At 60.1% G+C, this 13,677-nt stretch carries 17 protein-coding genes; 6 read left to right on the top strand and 11 right to left on the bottom strand.

Features of this window, described 5'->3' with window-relative positions; genetic code table 11:
* The first annotated feature begins 14 nt into the window (after positions 1-14).
* Positions 15-1,013, top strand: a complete 999-nt coding sequence (locus GOV79_RS10095; RefSeq protein ID WP_170784952.1) for a polyprenyl synthetase family protein — start codon at positions 15-17, stop codon at positions 1,011-1,013.
* Here the strand turns inward: GOV79_RS10095 and GOV79_RS10090 are convergent.
* The 4 genes from GOV79_RS10090 to soxR form a co-directional block, all read right to left on the bottom strand.
* Positions 1,006-1,827, bottom strand: coding sequence for a 4-(cytidine 5'-diphospho)-2-C-methyl-D-erythritol kinase (locus tag GOV79_RS10090; protein ID WP_170789686.1), 822 nt, complete (start codon positions 1,825-1,827; stop codon positions 1,006-1,008). The genes GOV79_RS10095 and GOV79_RS10090 overlap by 8 nt on opposite strands.
* On the bottom strand, positions 1,817-3,529 hold the full coding sequence (locus tag GOV79_RS10085) for a tetratricopeptide repeat protein (protein ID WP_170789685.1): 1,713 nt from the start codon (positions 3,527-3,529) through the stop codon (positions 1,817-1,819). The genes GOV79_RS10090 and GOV79_RS10085 overlap by 11 nt, the downstream gene beginning before the upstream one ends.
* Before the next feature lie 103 nt (positions 3,530-3,632).
* On the bottom strand, positions 3,633-5,279 hold the full coding sequence (locus GOV79_RS10080; RefSeq protein WP_170789684.1) for an electron transfer flavoprotein-ubiquinone oxidoreductase: 1,647 nt from the start codon (positions 5,277-5,279) through the stop codon (positions 3,633-3,635).
* A gap of 124 nt (positions 5,280-5,403) precedes the next feature.
* Entirely contained in the window at positions 5,404-5,871 is a 468-nt protein-coding gene (soxR, locus tag GOV79_RS10075; protein ID WP_170789683.1) for a redox-sensitive transcriptional activator SoxR, read from the bottom strand.
* 86 nt (positions 5,872-5,957) lie between these two features.
* Here soxR and GOV79_RS10070 point away from each other — a divergent pair, with 86 nt between their 5' ends.
* The 3 genes from GOV79_RS10070 to GOV79_RS10060 all read left to right on the top strand — a co-directional run bounded on the left by GOV79_RS10070 (position 5,958) and on the right by GOV79_RS10060 (position 7,956).
* Positions 5,958-6,338: a VOC family protein gene (locus GOV79_RS10070; protein ID WP_170789682.1), complete on the top strand. Its 381-nt coding sequence runs from the start codon at positions 5,958-5,960 to the stop codon at positions 6,336-6,338.
* A gap of 139 nt (positions 6,339-6,477) precedes the next feature.
* Positions 6,478-6,948, top strand: coding sequence for a transcription elongation factor GreA (gene greA / locus GOV79_RS10065; protein ID WP_170772611.1), 471 nt, complete (start codon positions 6,478-6,480; stop codon positions 6,946-6,948).
* 15 nt (positions 6,949-6,963) lie between these two features.
* A complete protein-coding gene (locus tag GOV79_RS10060) occupies positions 6,964-7,956 on the top strand; it encodes a hypothetical protein (protein WP_170772613.1) in 993 nt (330 codons plus the stop codon).
* Here GOV79_RS10060 and GOV79_RS10055 read toward each other — a convergent pair.
* The 5 genes from GOV79_RS10055 to GOV79_RS10035 are packed head-to-tail and all read right to left on the bottom strand — an operon-like array spanning position 7,953 to position 11,786.
* A complete protein-coding gene (locus tag GOV79_RS10055; RefSeq protein WP_170789681.1) occupies positions 7,953-9,218 on the bottom strand; it encodes a molybdopterin-binding protein in 1,266 nt (421 codons plus the stop codon). The genes GOV79_RS10060 and GOV79_RS10055 overlap by 4 nt on opposite strands.
* Positions 9,215-9,706 (bottom strand): molybdopterin-guanine dinucleotide biosynthesis protein B, encoded by a 492-nt coding sequence (gene mobB, locus GOV79_RS10050; RefSeq protein WP_170789680.1) that lies wholly within the window; start codon positions 9,704-9,706, stop codon positions 9,215-9,217. The genes GOV79_RS10055 and mobB overlap by 4 nt, the downstream gene beginning before the upstream one ends.
* The gene (mobA, locus tag GOV79_RS10045) at positions 9,703-10,347 is read right to left on the bottom strand and encodes a molybdenum cofactor guanylyltransferase MobA (protein WP_170772619.1); all 645 of its coding nucleotides are present in this window, start codon (positions 10,345-10,347) and stop codon (positions 9,703-9,705) included. Before mobA ends, mobB begins: the two co-directional genes overlap by 4 nt.
* Positions 10,344-10,895, bottom strand: a complete 552-nt coding sequence (locus GOV79_RS10040; RefSeq protein ID WP_170789679.1) for a YcxB family protein — start codon at positions 10,893-10,895, stop codon at positions 10,344-10,346. The genes mobA and GOV79_RS10040 overlap by 4 nt, the downstream gene beginning before the upstream one ends.
* Positions 10,896-10,898: 3 nt before the next feature.
* Complete coding sequence (locus GOV79_RS10035) at positions 10,899-11,786, bottom strand: formate dehydrogenase accessory sulfurtransferase FdhD (protein WP_170789816.1); 888 nt, start codon at positions 11,784-11,786, stop codon at positions 10,899-10,901.
* A 49-nt stretch (positions 11,787-11,835) separates the two neighbouring features.
* Between GOV79_RS10035 and GOV79_RS10030 the strand changes: the two genes are divergently transcribed.
* Positions 11,836-12,546, top strand: a complete 711-nt coding sequence (locus GOV79_RS10030) for an AzlC family ABC transporter permease (protein WP_170772624.1) — start codon at positions 11,836-11,838, stop codon at positions 12,544-12,546.
* Complete coding sequence (locus GOV79_RS10025; protein WP_170772626.1) at positions 12,543-12,875, top strand: AzlD domain-containing protein; 333 nt, start codon at positions 12,543-12,545, stop codon at positions 12,873-12,875. The genes GOV79_RS10030 and GOV79_RS10025 overlap by 4 nt, the downstream gene beginning before the upstream one ends.
* On the opposite strand, the gene GOV79_RS10020 is transcribed toward GOV79_RS10025, so the two are convergent.
* Together GOV79_RS10020 and GOV79_RS10015 are read right to left on the bottom strand one after the other, a co-directional pair.
* Positions 12,864-13,496, bottom strand: coding sequence for a hypothetical protein (locus GOV79_RS10020; protein WP_170772628.1), 633 nt, complete (start codon positions 13,494-13,496; stop codon positions 12,864-12,866). The genes GOV79_RS10025 and GOV79_RS10020 overlap by 12 nt on opposite strands.
* A gap of 21 nt (positions 13,497-13,517) precedes the next feature.
* Positions 13,518-13,652, bottom strand: a complete 135-nt coding sequence (locus tag GOV79_RS10015; RefSeq protein WP_170772630.1) for an aa3-type cytochrome c oxidase subunit IV — start codon at positions 13,650-13,652, stop codon at positions 13,518-13,520.
* Positions 13,653-13,677: the final 25 nt, after the last annotated feature.

The following is a 13,677-nucleotide window of genomic DNA, read 5'->3' as shown; positions in this document are numbered from 1 at the left end:
GTATCAAGGGTGTGATGAATATCGACACGGTCACAAAACCGCATGAGCGTTTGGCGGAAATCCTGACGGGCGAAATGGGCGCGGTCAACGAGTTGATCCGCACGCGCATGGCGTCAGAACACGCGCCGCGCATTCCCGAAGTCACCGCGCATCTGGTCGAAGCAGGCGGCAAACGCCTGCGCCCGATGCTGACCTTGGCGGCGGCGCGGCTGTTTGGTTATGCCGGAGATCACCACGTTCGTCTGGCCGCGACGGTCGAGTTTATTCACACCGCAACCCTGCTGCATGATGATGTGGTCGACGAAAGTGCCCAGCGGCGCGGGCGGCCTACAGCGAACCTGCTGTGGGACAACAAATCCAGCGTTCTGGTCGGCGACTACCTGTTCTCTCGCAGCTTTCAGTTGATGGTTGAGACAGGATCGCTGCGGGTCCTGGATATTCTGGCCAATGCCTCGGCCACGATTGCCGAAGGCGAAGTGCTGCAAATGACCGCTGCGACCGATCTGGGCACGACCGAGGCGATTTACTTACAGGTTGTGCGCGGCAAGACGGCGGCGCTGTTCTCGGCCGCGACCGAGGTGGGTGGCGTAATTTCCGGCGCAACCGAGGAACAGGTCAAGGCGCTTTATGACTATGGCGACGCGCTGGGGATTGCGTTCCAGATTGCGGATGATCTGCTGGATTACCAAGGCGACAGCGCAGCCACAGGTAAGAATGTGGGCGATGATTTCCGCGAGCGTAAGCTGACCCTGCCAGTGATCAAAGCTGTGGCACAGGCCACGCCCGACGAACACGCCTTCTGGGAGCGCACCATTGGGCGCGGTCGTCAGGAAGAGGGCGATCTGGACCATGCCCTTGGCCTAATGGCCAAGTACAGTACGCTTGAAGCGACGCGAGCGGATGCCTTTGGCTGGGCGAACAAGGCCAAAGAATCGCTGGACGCCCTGCCCGACCACGAGATCCGCACGCTGTTGCGTGATTTGGCCGACTACGTGGTTTCGCGCCTCAATTAAGCTGAGTCGCGCGGCACCACCAATTTGGATGGGCTGCGCCAATCTCATAAGCGGCGAAATGCGCGTCTTTCATCGTGGGGTAAAGCGCAAAACAGGTCGAACCCGACCCTGACATGCGGGCCATAAGGGCCGCTTTGGTGCCATCAAGTTCATCCAAAACGCGGGCGACTTCGGGAGCCAAGCCCGTTGTTGGCGGTTCAAGGTCGTTGCGTTGATCCCGCAACCAATCGGCGCAGAGCTCGACAGTCTCAAATTCGGGGATCTCTGCGGGCATCGGCAGGTTGTCGCGGCTTTCCAATGCCGCGAACACGCGCCCGGTGGGGACTTCGACGCAAGGGTTAACCAACAGGGCTGGCAGAGAAGGCATCGAAGCGGGTGTCAGATCGTCCCCAATGCCCCGCATCCGCATGGCCTGAGCCGCGACGCAGACCGGGATATCGGCCCCCAGCGACAAGGCCACGTCGGGCGAGACTGTCCTGCCCTGCTTTGCCGCCATCCGAAGCGTCGCCGCCGCGTCCGAGGACCCGCCCCCAATGCCGCCTCCATGCGGCAGCACCTTGTTCAGGTCGATATGCCCGGTCCAGCCCGCTGCCTGTGCGGCCTTCCAGACCAGATTGCGGTTGTCCGTGGGAACGCCATCGGCGTGTTCACCCGTCACAGCAATCGACAAATCGTTGCCCGGGGTGAACTGCAGCCTGTCGCCCACATCGGCAAAGACCACCAGCGAATCCAGCAGGTGATAACCATCCGCTCGGCGGCCAGTCACATGCAGGGTCAGGTTGATCTTGGCAGGGGCAAATGCCTCAGCCTTCATTGGCGACCTTCAGCGGCTCGGCCCCTTCTTCGACAAGAACCGCGTCCAGCCCGATTTCCAGCTTGCGGCGTATGCGATCCGGGTCAGCCTCGCCATCGGTGTCTTCGGGGTCGATGAAGGACAGGGCGCGTTTCCACTGGAACTCAGCCTCGCGCGCGCGGCCAACAGCCCAGTAAACATCGCCCAAATGGTCGTTGACCACCGGATCAACCGGCATCAGCTCGACCGCGCGTTCCATATGGCCCACGGCTTCGTCATAGCGGCCTAGACGGAACAGAACCCAGCCCAGGCTGTCAACGATATAGCCACTGTCCGGGCGGGCTGCCACGGCGCGTTCGATCATGTCCAGCGCCTCATCCAGCTTTTCCTGCCGCTCGACCAGCGAATAGCCCAGATAGTTCAGCACCTGCGGCTGGTCCGGGTTCAGTTCCAACGCGCGGCGGAAGTCGGCCTCGGCCTGATCCCATTGCTTGAGACGCTCATGCGAGATGCCTCGGGCGTAGTGCAGGAACCAATTGCTGCCCGCACCTTCCTCGATCAGTTCGATGGCCTTGTCATATGTCTGAACGGCCTCAGCGTAATCCTCTTGCCGCCGCTGCAAATCAGCCAATGCCACATGCACGCTGGGCAAATCCGGGCTTTGCGCGGCGAGGGATTGCAACACTTCGGCCGCGGCATCGGTTTTGCCTGCCCGGCTTAGAACCTCGGCCCGACCCAGTTCGGCGGCATGGTAGTCGCTGCTGTCAGCAGGAACCCGGCGATAAGCTTGAACCGCCAGATCATATTGCTCCAACGCATCCAGCAGTTCAGCCGTCAGCAAGATCGCGTCGACATGGTCTGTGCGCAGGAACGCGGCGACCTGCGCATATAGCAGTACATAGGTTTGGGCGGCTTCGCTGCTAAGCGCGGCACCGACGGAAAAGAACACCTCGGCCATGCCATCCTGCGGGGTACGGACATGGGTAAATGGCAAGGTCTCGCCCGCGGCCAATCGCGCCTCATACCCTTCGATGGACGGATCGCTTCCGGCGGCAAACACTGTGCTGAGGAAAAGCAACGCATCTTCGTTGCGGTCCAATTGCGACAATACTTCGGTTCGGGCCAACGCGGCACGGCGGGTGAACCGCGCTACCGCATCGTTATCCGCCGAAAAGATCGCCTCGGCCCCTTCGAAGTCCCCGACTGAAGCCAGCGCCAGTGCCTTGTGGTACATCGCGAATTCGCGCAGGCCTTCCTGGGTCGAGACCCGGTCGAACTGTTCCATCGCGTTGGTCATCGCGCCCTGACCCATATGGGCCCAACCCATCATCAGACCATCGACCAGCGGCCCAACACCCTGCGTTTCCGAGTCGCGCTCCAGGAATTCGTCCAACGCGCCATCTGCGACCATATTGGCAGCGATCACCATGCGCGCCGCCTGGCTTGGCATGCCACGCTCCTCTATCGCCTCAGCGACAGGCAGGGCACGCTTGATCTCGCCCAGCGACAAGCGGGCCACGACCACGCTTTCAAGAAGTTGATTGTTTTCGGGATCAGCCTGCAGCGCTTCGGAATAATACTGCTCGGCCGCCGCGTAATCGCTTTGGAAAATTGCCTGACGCCCGGCAAGATACGCCCCGGACCCCGTGTCTGCGAGTGACGGAATGGCAAAGGTAGAAGTAAACAGCACAGCCAGTGCTGCGCGACGTAAACGGGATGCCACCGAAATCCTGCCTTGCTATTGTTGACTGCCACACAAGCTAGGGCTTCGGCCGGAAAGAGGCAATGGCCACGCCTTCACGACGCCGCCATTGCCTGTTTTTTGCTTACATGTTGGGATAATTCGGCCCGTCACCGCCCTGCGGCGTGGTCCAGGTGATGTTCTGGCTGGGATCCTTGATATCGCAGGTCTTGCAGTGAACACAGTTCTGGAAGTTGATGACGAATCGCGGGCCGTTCTCGTCTTCGACCATTTCGTAGACACCCGCCGGGCAGTAGCGCTGTGCCGGTTCATCGAACTTGGGCAGGTTGACGCTGACTGGGATCGCCGGGTCTGCCAGCTTCAGGTGGCAGGGTTGGCTTTCTTCGTGGTTGGTGGCCGCGAAGGAGACGTTAGTCAGACGGTCGAAAGACAGCACACCATCGGGTTTGGGATAGTCGATGGGATTGTGTTTGCTGGCGTCCTCAGTCGCCTCGGCGTCGTTCTTGCCATGGCCCACGGTGCCGAACAGCGAAAAGCCCAGCGTATTGGTCCACATGTCCAGACCACCCAGCATCAGCGATGCGGTCAGGCCCCATTTCGACCAGATCGGTTTGACGTTGCGCACCTTCTTCAGGTCTGCACCGATAGCGCCGTCGCGTACGTCAGTCTCATAAGCGGTCAGTTCGTCACCCGAGCGGTCGGCTTTGATGGCGTCAAAGGCGGCCTCGGCTGCGGCCTTGCCCGACAGCATCGCGTTGTGGTTGCCCTTGATGCGCGGCACGTTGACCATGCCCGCCGAACAGCCCAGCAGCGCCACGCCCGGTGCCACCAGCTTAGGCATCGACTGATAGCCGCCCTCGGTGATCGCACGGGCACCGTAGGCCACGCGCTTGCCGCCTTTCAGCAGTTCGGCCACCATCGGGTGATGCTTGAAGCGCTGGAACTCCATGTAGGGATACAGGTGCGGGTTTTTGTAGTTCAAGTGCACCACGAAACCGACATAGACCTGATTGTTTTCCAGGTGATAAATGAACGATCCGCCACCCGCATTGCTGCCCAAGGGCCAGCCCATGGTGTGGGTCACGGTGCCTTCCTTGTGCTTGGCCGGGTCGATCTCCCAGATCTCTTTCATGCCGACGCCGTATTTCTGCGGCTCTTTCCCAGCTTGCAGGTCGTATTTGGCGATCACTTCCTTGGACAGCGAGCCACGGACGCCTTCCGACAGGAAGACGTATTTGCCGTACAGTTCCATCCCCGGTTCGGTGTTGGGGCCATAGGAACCATCCGCTTCCAGACCGAAGACACCGGCGACCACGCCTTTGACTACGCCATTCTCACCATAGACCAGCTCCGAGCAGGCCATGCCAGGGAAGATTTCCACGCCTAGCTCTTCGGCCTGTTCGGCCATCCAGCGACAGACATTGCCCATCGAGACGATGTAGTTACCGTGGTTGTTCATCAGCGGCGGCATGGGGAAGTTTGGGATACGTATCTGACCGGCTTCACCCAGCATATAGAAATTGTCTTCATGCACCGGCACGTTCAGCGGCGCGCCCTTTTCTTTCCAGTCCGGGATCAAGGCATCCAGGCCGCACGGGTCCAGCACCGCGCCCGACAGGATGTGCGCGCCCACTTCCGAGCCTTTCTCAAGCACCACGACGTTCAGATCGGCATCCAGTTGTTTCAGACGGATGGCCGCCGACAGGCCCGCAGGACCTGCGCCCACGATCACCACATCATATTCCATCGCTTCGCGTTCAATATCGGCCATCGTGGGCTCCTTAGCTAACTTTCCGAATTGGCGCTGTTTCAGCTTGGCTGGCGCAATTTTGTTTCACGGCTGATTACATGCTGAGAAAGACATAGGTCAATCGAAACACGGCGTAACAATGCCGCTATTCGACACTTCGGCCCTCAGGAGTGTCCCCCATGAGGTATCTGGGGCCGCTTCCTTTGGATTTTGCCCGGTCATCGGGATTGTAGAGCGCGCATTTGGGCAAGCTCAGACAGCCACAGCCGATGCAGCCATCCAGATTGTCCCGCAGCCGGGTCAACGTGTCGATTCGCTGATCCAGGTGCGCGCGCAGCCCGACGCTGATCTCTTTCCAATCCTGCGGCGTGGGAGTGCGGTTTCCGGGCAGGCCCGACAGCACCTGACGAATTTCCGGCAGGGACAGACCGAATTGCTGGGCGATCATAACAAAACTTAACCGCCGGATATCGGCACGCTGATAGCGCCTTTGCCCGCCCGCATTGCGCCACGGTGTGATCAGCCCCTGCGCCTCATAGTAGCGAATGGCCGACACCGCTAATCCTGTGCGCCGGGCCAAAGCTCCAATTGCCAGTCCTTCGGATACCGCCATTTCAACCTCTATAAATCTCTTGACCTAAAGTTAGGTTTAGAAATTACGGTGAGTCGGGACAAGCCTCAATTCGCAAAGGAGATCCCATGATGGCGACGCTTGAACACACCAACTTTACCGTCCGCGACCCGCAGGCTTCGGCCAAGTGGATGCACGACGTCTTTGGCTGGAAAACCCGGTGGGAGGGTCCGGCCATTGCCGGAGGATACACCGTCCATGTTGGCAGCGCGCACACCTATCTGGCGCTTTATGCGCCCAGCGATCCGAAACCGTCGCCCGAAAGCAGCTATGACATCGTGGGCGGGCTGAACCATGTGGGTGTTCTGGTCGAAGATATCGACGAAACCGAGGCCAAAGTCGTCAAGGCCGGATTCACGCCAAAATCCCACGCGGATTACGAACCGGGCAAACGATTCTATTTCGACGATGACAATGGCATCGAATTCGAGGTGATCAGCTACGCCTAGGCTGTAATCCGCATCGGGGCGATTTAGCCCCCTTGCATTTTCCACGCCATTTGGGTCAGGTAATTGACGACCCATTCATTCGCCCCGGCGCCTATTTCGTGCGGCGGGGCTAATCACTTTACGCGTGGACGACAAGAATATGGAAAAAATTCCAATGACGCCTGCGGGCAATGCCGCGCTCGCAGCCGAGCTCAAAAACCTCAAATCCGTCGAGCGCCCTGCGATCATCGAGGCCATCGCCTCGGCCCGAGAGTTGGGCGATCTGAAAGAAAACGCCGAATACCACTCGGCCCGCGAAAAACAGGGCTTTATCGAAGGCCGGATCAAAGAGCTTGAAGGCATCCTGTCGCTGGCCGACGTGATCGACCCGGCAAAGCTGTCCGGTGCTGTGAAATTCGGCGCCAAGGTCACGTTGGTTGATGAAGATACCGACGAAGAAAAGACCTGGCAGATCGTGGGCGAGTATGAGGCCAATATCGAAGCGGGTCTGCTGAACATCAAATCCCCTATCGCCCGCGCGCTGATCGGCAAGGATGAAGGCGACAGCGTCGAAGTGCGCACCCCCGGCGGCGTGCGCTCGTATGAGATCTTGACTATCGAATACGCCTGACCCCGGAGCGCACGCATGTCCGACCCCACGACAGAGCAGGAAGCCGAGCAGCCAACTTCGCTAGGTATCTATGACAAGCCCGCCTTGCCTGCCCTGACCGAGATCGAGATCGCGGCCATCGCGCTCAGCGTGATCTGGCTGATCGTTTCGGTCGTGTTTCTGGTGCTGCCCGACAAGGTCGAAGGTGGCGGCTTTGTGGTGACATTGCTGGCGGTGTTCATGCCCGTTGCGATGATCTGGGTTGCAGCGACTGCGATGCGGGCCAGCCGTATCATGCGCGAGGAAAGCACGCGGCTGCAAACCTCGATCGATGCGTTGCGCAATACGTTCATCGCCCAGCAACAGCGCAGCTCCAGCGGGTATGAGCCTGCGGTCACGCAAAAGCTGGACCAGATTGCCGAGACCGCGAAGAAGACCGAAACCGCGTTGGCCACATTCTCGACCCAACGTACTGAGCCGGTGCGAGGGAAATCGCCCAACGCAAACGGGGATCAGACCACGCTAGAACTGGGTACGCAGGCCGAAGATATCGCGCCCCCGCTCAGCAATGATGTGTTTATTCGCGCACTGAATTTCCCGGAAACCCAGGAAGATACCGAAGGGTTCAACGCCCTGCGGCTGGCGCTGAAGGATCGCAAGGCGGCGCAACTGGTACAGGCGTCTCAGGATGTTCTGACCTTGCTTAGCCAGGAAGGCATCTACATGGATGACCTGCGCCCCGACATGGCGCGCCCCGAGATTTGGCGGCAATTTGCGCAAGGCGCGCGGGGCCGATCCGTGGCGGCTTTGGGCGGCATCCGGGACCGCTCCTCTCTGGCGCTGACCTCGGCCCGGATGAAGCAAGACCCGATTTTCCGGGACGCTGCCCACCATTTCCTGCGCCGGTTCGACCATATGATTATCGAGTTTGAACCCGAAGCCAGTGATGCTGATCTGACCGCCTTGGGCGATACACGCACCGCGCGGGCGTTCATGCTGCTGGGACGGGTTGCCGGGACCTTCGATTAAAGGCCAAAACTGCCATACGGGATGAAACGGACGGGGTCGCCCGGTTGGATATGGCGCGCGCCATCCTCGATTTCGACCAGACCCTCTGCCCAACTCAGCCCGCTGATCCGGCCTGATCCTTCGGATGCAAAGACCTCGACCCGTCCATCGCGCGCACGGGCGCGCAGGTACTCGCGGCGGCCCGGTTTCTTACGTTTCTCGAAGGCGGCGGGCACGTCGAATCCTTGCGGCTCCAGCCAACCCTCGCCTGCCAACAGACCCAAGGCAGGACGTGCAAAGATCAACGTGCAAACCAACGCGGCCACCGGGTTTCCCGGCAGGCCGAACACAGGCGTTCCGTCCCACATCCCAAGCGCCAGAGGCCGACCCGGTTTCAGTGCAATCCGCCATTCCTGCATCGCCCCTGCCTGCCGCAAGAGGGCCGAGACGTGATCCTCATCTCCGGCCGAAGCGCCACCACTTGTCAGGATCACTTCCGCCTGTTCAGCAGCTTGGTTCAGACGGGCCCGCAGCGCCTCGCGGTCGTCGGGAACCCGGCCCATATCGACTGCACCAAACCCCATCCCCTCCAACAAGGACAACAACATCGGACGGTTGGCGTCGTATATCTGACCGGGCCCGGCTGAATCGCCGGGTTCGACCAACTCATCCCCGGTAGACAGAACTGCCACGCGCAGCGGTTTGCGGACTGTAAGCTCGGCCATCCCCGTGGCCGACAAAAGCGCCAAATCCGCTGGGGTCAGACGCCGCCCTTCCGGCAAAACCAAATCGCCTTGCGACACATCCTCGCCCGCTTTGCGAGTGTTCGCGCCACGCTTCAACGGCCCATGAAAGGCGATATGGCCGTCCTGAACGGTCACGTCCTCTTCCAAAATTACAGTATCCACGCCCTCGGGCAAAGCCGCCCCGGTTAGCACACGCAAGGCATGGCCTGCTGCAAGCGCCCCTTCGTAAGGAATACCGGCCGCCGCGCGCCCGTCCTGCAAGGGCAGAACCTGAGGCCCCTCTGTGGCGGGTCCTGCAAATCCATAACCATCCACGGCTGTATTGGGTTGCGGCGGGTTCGCACGTTTGGACATAACGTCGCCTGCCAGAATACGCCCCGCTGCACGCATCAAAGGCACGGTTTCCACCCCGGCAACCACCGTCAAACGGTCACGCAACAAGGCCAAAGCCTCATCCACCGGGGTCCAGTTCACCCCAGCTGGCAAAGCAAAACAATCGTTGCGCAAGGGCGGAGGTGCGATGTCGGGTTTGGTCATAGACCCACCTCGTTGAGGATGAAATTGGCAATCGCGGCGGTATCGTTCAGGTCAAAAACCGGTTGGTCGACCTCTAGCGGCATATCACTGGCCACGGCGCGGATCGTCGGGTTTTCAGGGGCCATCAGGGCGTTCCCGGCCTCGGCCCGGAAGGCCTCAACCTTGGGGTGGCCCGCGCGTTTGAACCCCTCGATCAATACCAGATCGACCGGAGCGAGGCGCGCCAGCAGTTCATCCATCGAAGGCTCAGACGCGCCGCGCAGTTCTTGCATGATCGCGATACGCTGACCCGAGGCCAGCAGCACCTCGGACGCGCCCGCGGTACGATGGCGATAGCTGTCAGTACCGGGCTGATCCACATCGACGCTGTGATGCGCATGTTTAAGGGTCGAGACCGAGAACCCCCGCCCGGTGATCTCGGCAACCAAACGCTCCATCAACCCGGTTTTGCCAGCGTTTTTCCAGCCGGTGACGCCGTAAACCCTCATGCCTGCTCCAACAGTTGTTCGGCCCGCGCAAGATCGTCGGGCGTGTTGACGTTGAAGAACGGATCGAACGGGTCGGCGGGGAACAGCGCCTCGCGCCCGTCATGCTGGTCGGTCCAGATCACCACCTTGCGCAGCCCATCCTGCAACGCCGCCCGCAGATCTTCGCGCAGCGCAACGGGCCAGAGGCCAAAGGTCGGGTGCCGGTTGACACGTTTGCCACCGCCGGATTTCAGCGCCTCATCTCCCGCGCGCGGCGTGGTGGCCAGCACAAGCGGACGGGTCTGCCCTTCGGCGGCGTCTACCAGTCTGGCCACCAGATCGCGCGGAAAAAATGGCGTGTCGGCAGCGGCGGTGACGATGCAATCGGCCCCTTCTTCGGCGGCCCAGTCCAGCCCAGCCAGAACACCGGCCAGAGGGCCCGCGAACCCTTCGACCGTGTCCGCGATCACCGGCAGGTTCAGGTCGGAAAACCGCGCGGGATCGCCATTGGCGTTCAGCGCCAGACTGTCCACCTGCGGGGACAAGCGGTCGATCACATGACCAAGCAGGCTTTGTCCGCCGATTTGCAACAGGCCCTTGTCACCGCCGCCCATCCTGGTGGCCAGACCGCCTGCGAGGATGATGCCGAGGGGGCGGGTCAAGCTGCCCTCTCCGCAGAACGCCAGTTTTCAACCGTTCCAAGGAAGTTCTGAGCGTCCCCTGTGCTCAGAAGTTTCTTGGGCAGCACATAGACGAAAGCACCAGCGTAAAAGAAGAACCCAGCCTTATCTTCGATAACTTTCTCAACAGCACGCCAAGAAACATTCCAAGTTACATAGGGCGACCGCATATCCAAACCGTCTGGTGTGAATGTAAAGTCAGTTCCGCCGTTGTAAATTGGCGATGCCATCATCTGCCTGACTTTCAGCCTTCTGGAAAAACGTTCCGCAAAAAAAAGCACGCCAGCTCCAATTATCCCTCCGGATACAAGTGCAAAAAGACCTTGTGTCAGAGGGAGAGCGCCAAGCGCACGAAACGCTATGAAAGCGACAACAATTCCGCCAACAACAGCCAAAATTCCTCTTATTGAATCCAATGCCACGTAGCCCCAGTAAGCGCCTTTTCCGGTGTTACTTTGCCTGCACTTACCCATGGCTCTAACGAGGATCTTGTCGTCAATTTGTTCTGACAAGTGATATTTGTAAGTCAATGTCTACTCCGCACTCTTCCGCCTGTTTTTCTTATCCTCAACCGCCACGCTGGCCGGGTCGATGTCGCGCAGCAGGCGGTCCTCGCCGGAAAGGCACACGAACCGCTGGCCGCGCATTCGACCGATCAGGGTCAGGCCGACCTCGCGTGCGATCTCGACGCCCCACGCCGTAAACCCGGACCGGGACGCCAGCACCGGAATGCCCATCATCGCCGTTTTGATCACCATCTCGGAGGTCAGACGGCCCGTCGTATAGAGGATCTTGTCCTCGGCCACCGCGCCCTCGGACAGCATCCAGCCCGCGATTTTGTCGACAGCGTTGTGACGACCCACGTCTTCCATATAGACCATAGGGCGACTTTCGTGGCACAGCACCGTGCCGTGAATCGCCCCGGCTTCAAGGTACAATGACGGCGTGCGGTTGATCTTGGCGGCCAAATCATACAGCCACGAGGTCCGAACCTGAACCTGTGGCAGGCGCACACCCTCGAGCCCCTCCATCATATCGCCAAAGACCGTGCCCACTGCGCAGCCACTGGTGCGGGTCTTTTTCTTGAGCTTGTCCTCATAGGATGTCTCACGCGCGGTCCGCACGACCACGGTTTCCAGATCGTCGTCATAGTCAACGCGGGTGATGTCATCATCGGCCAGCAGCATCCCCTGATTGCGCAGGAAGCCCAGTGCCAGATATTCGGGATAATCACCAATTGTCATCGCCGTCACGATTTCCTGCGAGTTGAGGAAAATGGTCAGCGGGCGTTCCTCGACCACCGAGATGTGGCTGACCTCACCATTCTGGTCCACGCCCTCGACCGCGCGGGTCAGGCGGGCAGCGCCCGGATCAGGGGCAATGAGATAGTCTGACAGGTTCTGTTCGGTGGCCAATTGCAACCCTTTCCCAAGACCGCTACTGCTGCGGATAACACCATAGGATTTAGCCATGGCAGACACCACATCCAAGTCATACTTCTGGAAGGGTTTTCGCGACGGGACGCCGTTCATCTTTGTTGCGATCCCCTTTGGTACCCTGTTCGGCGTCTTTTCGACCGAAGCCGGGCTGAACGTCGTACAAACGCTGGCTTTTTCCGCCACCGTCTTTGCCGGGGCCGCCCAGTTCACCGCCTTGCAGCTTTTGCAGGACAATACACCCACTGCGATCGTGCTGGCCTCGGCTTTGGCGGTGAACTTGCGGGTTGCGATGTATTCCGCCTCGCTGACGCCGTATCTGGGGGCGGCACCGCTGTGGCAGCGGGCCTGTGCGGCTTATCTGACAGTGGACCAGACCTATGCCTGCTCGATCATGCGGTTCGAAAAAGAGCCGGACATGACCATCCCGCAACGCATGGTCTATTTCTTTGGCACCGCAACGCCGCTGACCCCGTTGTGGTTGTTGGCGACCTATCTGGGGGCGGTTCTGGGCACGCAAATTCCCGAAAGCTGGGCGCTGGACTTTGCGCTACCGATCACCTTTCTGGCCATGATCGGCCCGATGATGCGCACGCTAGCGCATGTAATCGCCGCTCTGGTTGCCATCGTGGTCGCGCTATTGACCGTGGCTGTGCCCTTTAATCTGGGTCTGTTGATTGCTGGCACGGCGGGCATGATCGCAGGTGCGCAGGCCGAGCTGTTTCTGGAGCGTAGGAAATCATGACCCACATCGACACGACCACCATCTGGATCATCATCCTCGGGTTGGCCGTGGGCAGCTTTGCCCTGCGCTTTACTTTTATCGGCATCGTTGGCGACCGCCCGATGCCCGCATGGCTGCTGCGGCACCTGCGTTACACGGCGGTGGCTATAGTACCGGCCCTGATCGCGCCCTTGGTGGTCTGGCCCACCGCGACCGAAGGGCAGCCAGATGTCCCAAGAATGACCGCCGCTGCGGTCACGCTGGCCGTCGGGATTGTCACCAAGAACGTGATCGCAGCCATCTTCAGCGGGGCCGCAACGCTTTACGGACTGCTCTACCTATTGGGCTGAGCTAGCCTCCAACTGGTTCAAACGCGCATTGTTGAAGGCGAGACCGGTTTGCAGATCGGCGTCATCGTTTTCCCGGTACTCGGCGGTTTGAACACCCGGTAGCTGGGCAAATTGGTCCGACAGCTTGACGGGATAAAAGGTGGTTTCGATCTGCTCGAACCCCGGCACCTGCTGCAGCAACTGAGCCGTCGAATTGGCGCAAAACGCACCTGCAACCGGCCCTGACTGCTTGGCAAGCTGCAGGGCAATCTCGGCCTGTTGGGGGGTCACTTCGACGGTTTGGATGCGCGCATAATGCGTTTCACGCGCATGGCTGCTGCGATAAGCGCGTTCCACGTTGGGGGTGATGCCGTACAGGACGTCGTCCTTGATCGGCACCACATCCGCCCGGAATGATCCCGCAGGGTCAAAGATCACCCTTTCACTGCCACTGATCATCAGCGACGTGTGGGCACCCGAACCCGTCCGGGTGCTGATCATCGTATAAAGGGTCAGGGTCGACGGCCCGGGATCACGATAAGATCGCGACACGATCTCGGCCTGCTCGGCTTGCGGGCGTTGCGATCCGGTGCAGCCGGCCACTGTCACTGCCAGCAGGCAGGCCATTAAAATCCTGATCACAACCGACCCCGATTCTTGAATTTAAGAGGCGAAAACCGCCAAGAAGAGGCACAGGAAGGCAATCGCAACCACGCACCAGGTGGTGGCCTTGATAAAGCCGTCAAAGGTTTTTTCCTGAACTTTGATGTCCATTTCGCCGTGCTTGTGTTCAGCCATCTGAAAGATTCCCAATTCGCGTATT

This window comes from Ruegeria lacuscaerulensis (assembly GCF_013034745.1).
GTDB lineage: Bacteria > Pseudomonadota > Alphaproteobacteria > Rhodobacterales > Rhodobacteraceae > Ruegeria > Ruegeria lacuscaerulensis_B.
The sequence above is the reverse complement of the archived record's forward strand: the minus strand, read 5'-3'. Positions and strand labels throughout refer to the sequence as shown.

Excerpts from the sequence above, each read along its gene's own strand:
- GOV79_RS10095 (WP_170784952.1), top strand. The coding sequence starts at position 15 with ATGAATATCGACACGGTCACAAAACCGCATGAGCGTTTGGCGGAAATC.
- GOV79_RS10090 (WP_170789686.1), bottom strand. The coding sequence starts at position 1,827 with ATGAAGGCTGAGGCATTTGCCCCTGCCAAGATCAACCTGACCCTGCAT.
- GOV79_RS10080 (WP_170789684.1), bottom strand. The coding sequence starts at position 5,279 with ATGGCCGATATTGAACGCGAAGCGATGGAATATGATGTGGTGATCGTG.
- soxR (WP_170789683.1), bottom strand. The coding sequence starts at position 5,871 with ATGGCGGTATCCGAAGGACTGGCAATTGGAGCTTTGGCCCGGCGCACA.
- GOV79_RS10070 (WP_170789682.1), top strand. The coding sequence starts at position 5,958 with ATGATGGCGACGCTTGAACACACCAACTTTACCGTCCGCGACCCGCAG.
- greA (WP_170772611.1), top strand. The coding sequence starts at position 6,478 with ATGGAAAAAATTCCAATGACGCCTGCGGGCAATGCCGCGCTCGCAGCC.
- GOV79_RS10060 (WP_170772613.1), top strand. The coding sequence starts at position 6,964 with ATGTCCGACCCCACGACAGAGCAGGAAGCCGAGCAGCCAACTTCGCTA.
- GOV79_RS10055 (WP_170789681.1), bottom strand. The coding sequence starts at position 9,218 with ATGACCAAACCCGACATCGCACCTCCGCCCTTGCGCAACGATTGTTTT.
- mobB (WP_170789680.1), bottom strand. The coding sequence starts at position 9,706 with ATGAGGGTTTACGGCGTCACCGGCTGGAAAAACGCTGGCAAAACCGGG.
- GOV79_RS10030 (WP_170772624.1), top strand. The coding sequence starts at position 11,836 with ATGGCAGACACCACATCCAAGTCATACTTCTGGAAGGGTTTTCGCGAC.
- GOV79_RS10025 (WP_170772626.1), top strand. The coding sequence starts at position 12,543 with ATGACCCACATCGACACGACCACCATCTGGATCATCATCCTCGGGTTG.
- GOV79_RS10015 (WP_170772630.1), bottom strand. The coding sequence starts at position 13,652 with ATGGCTGAACACAAGCACGGCGAAATGGACATCAAAGTTCAGGAAAAA.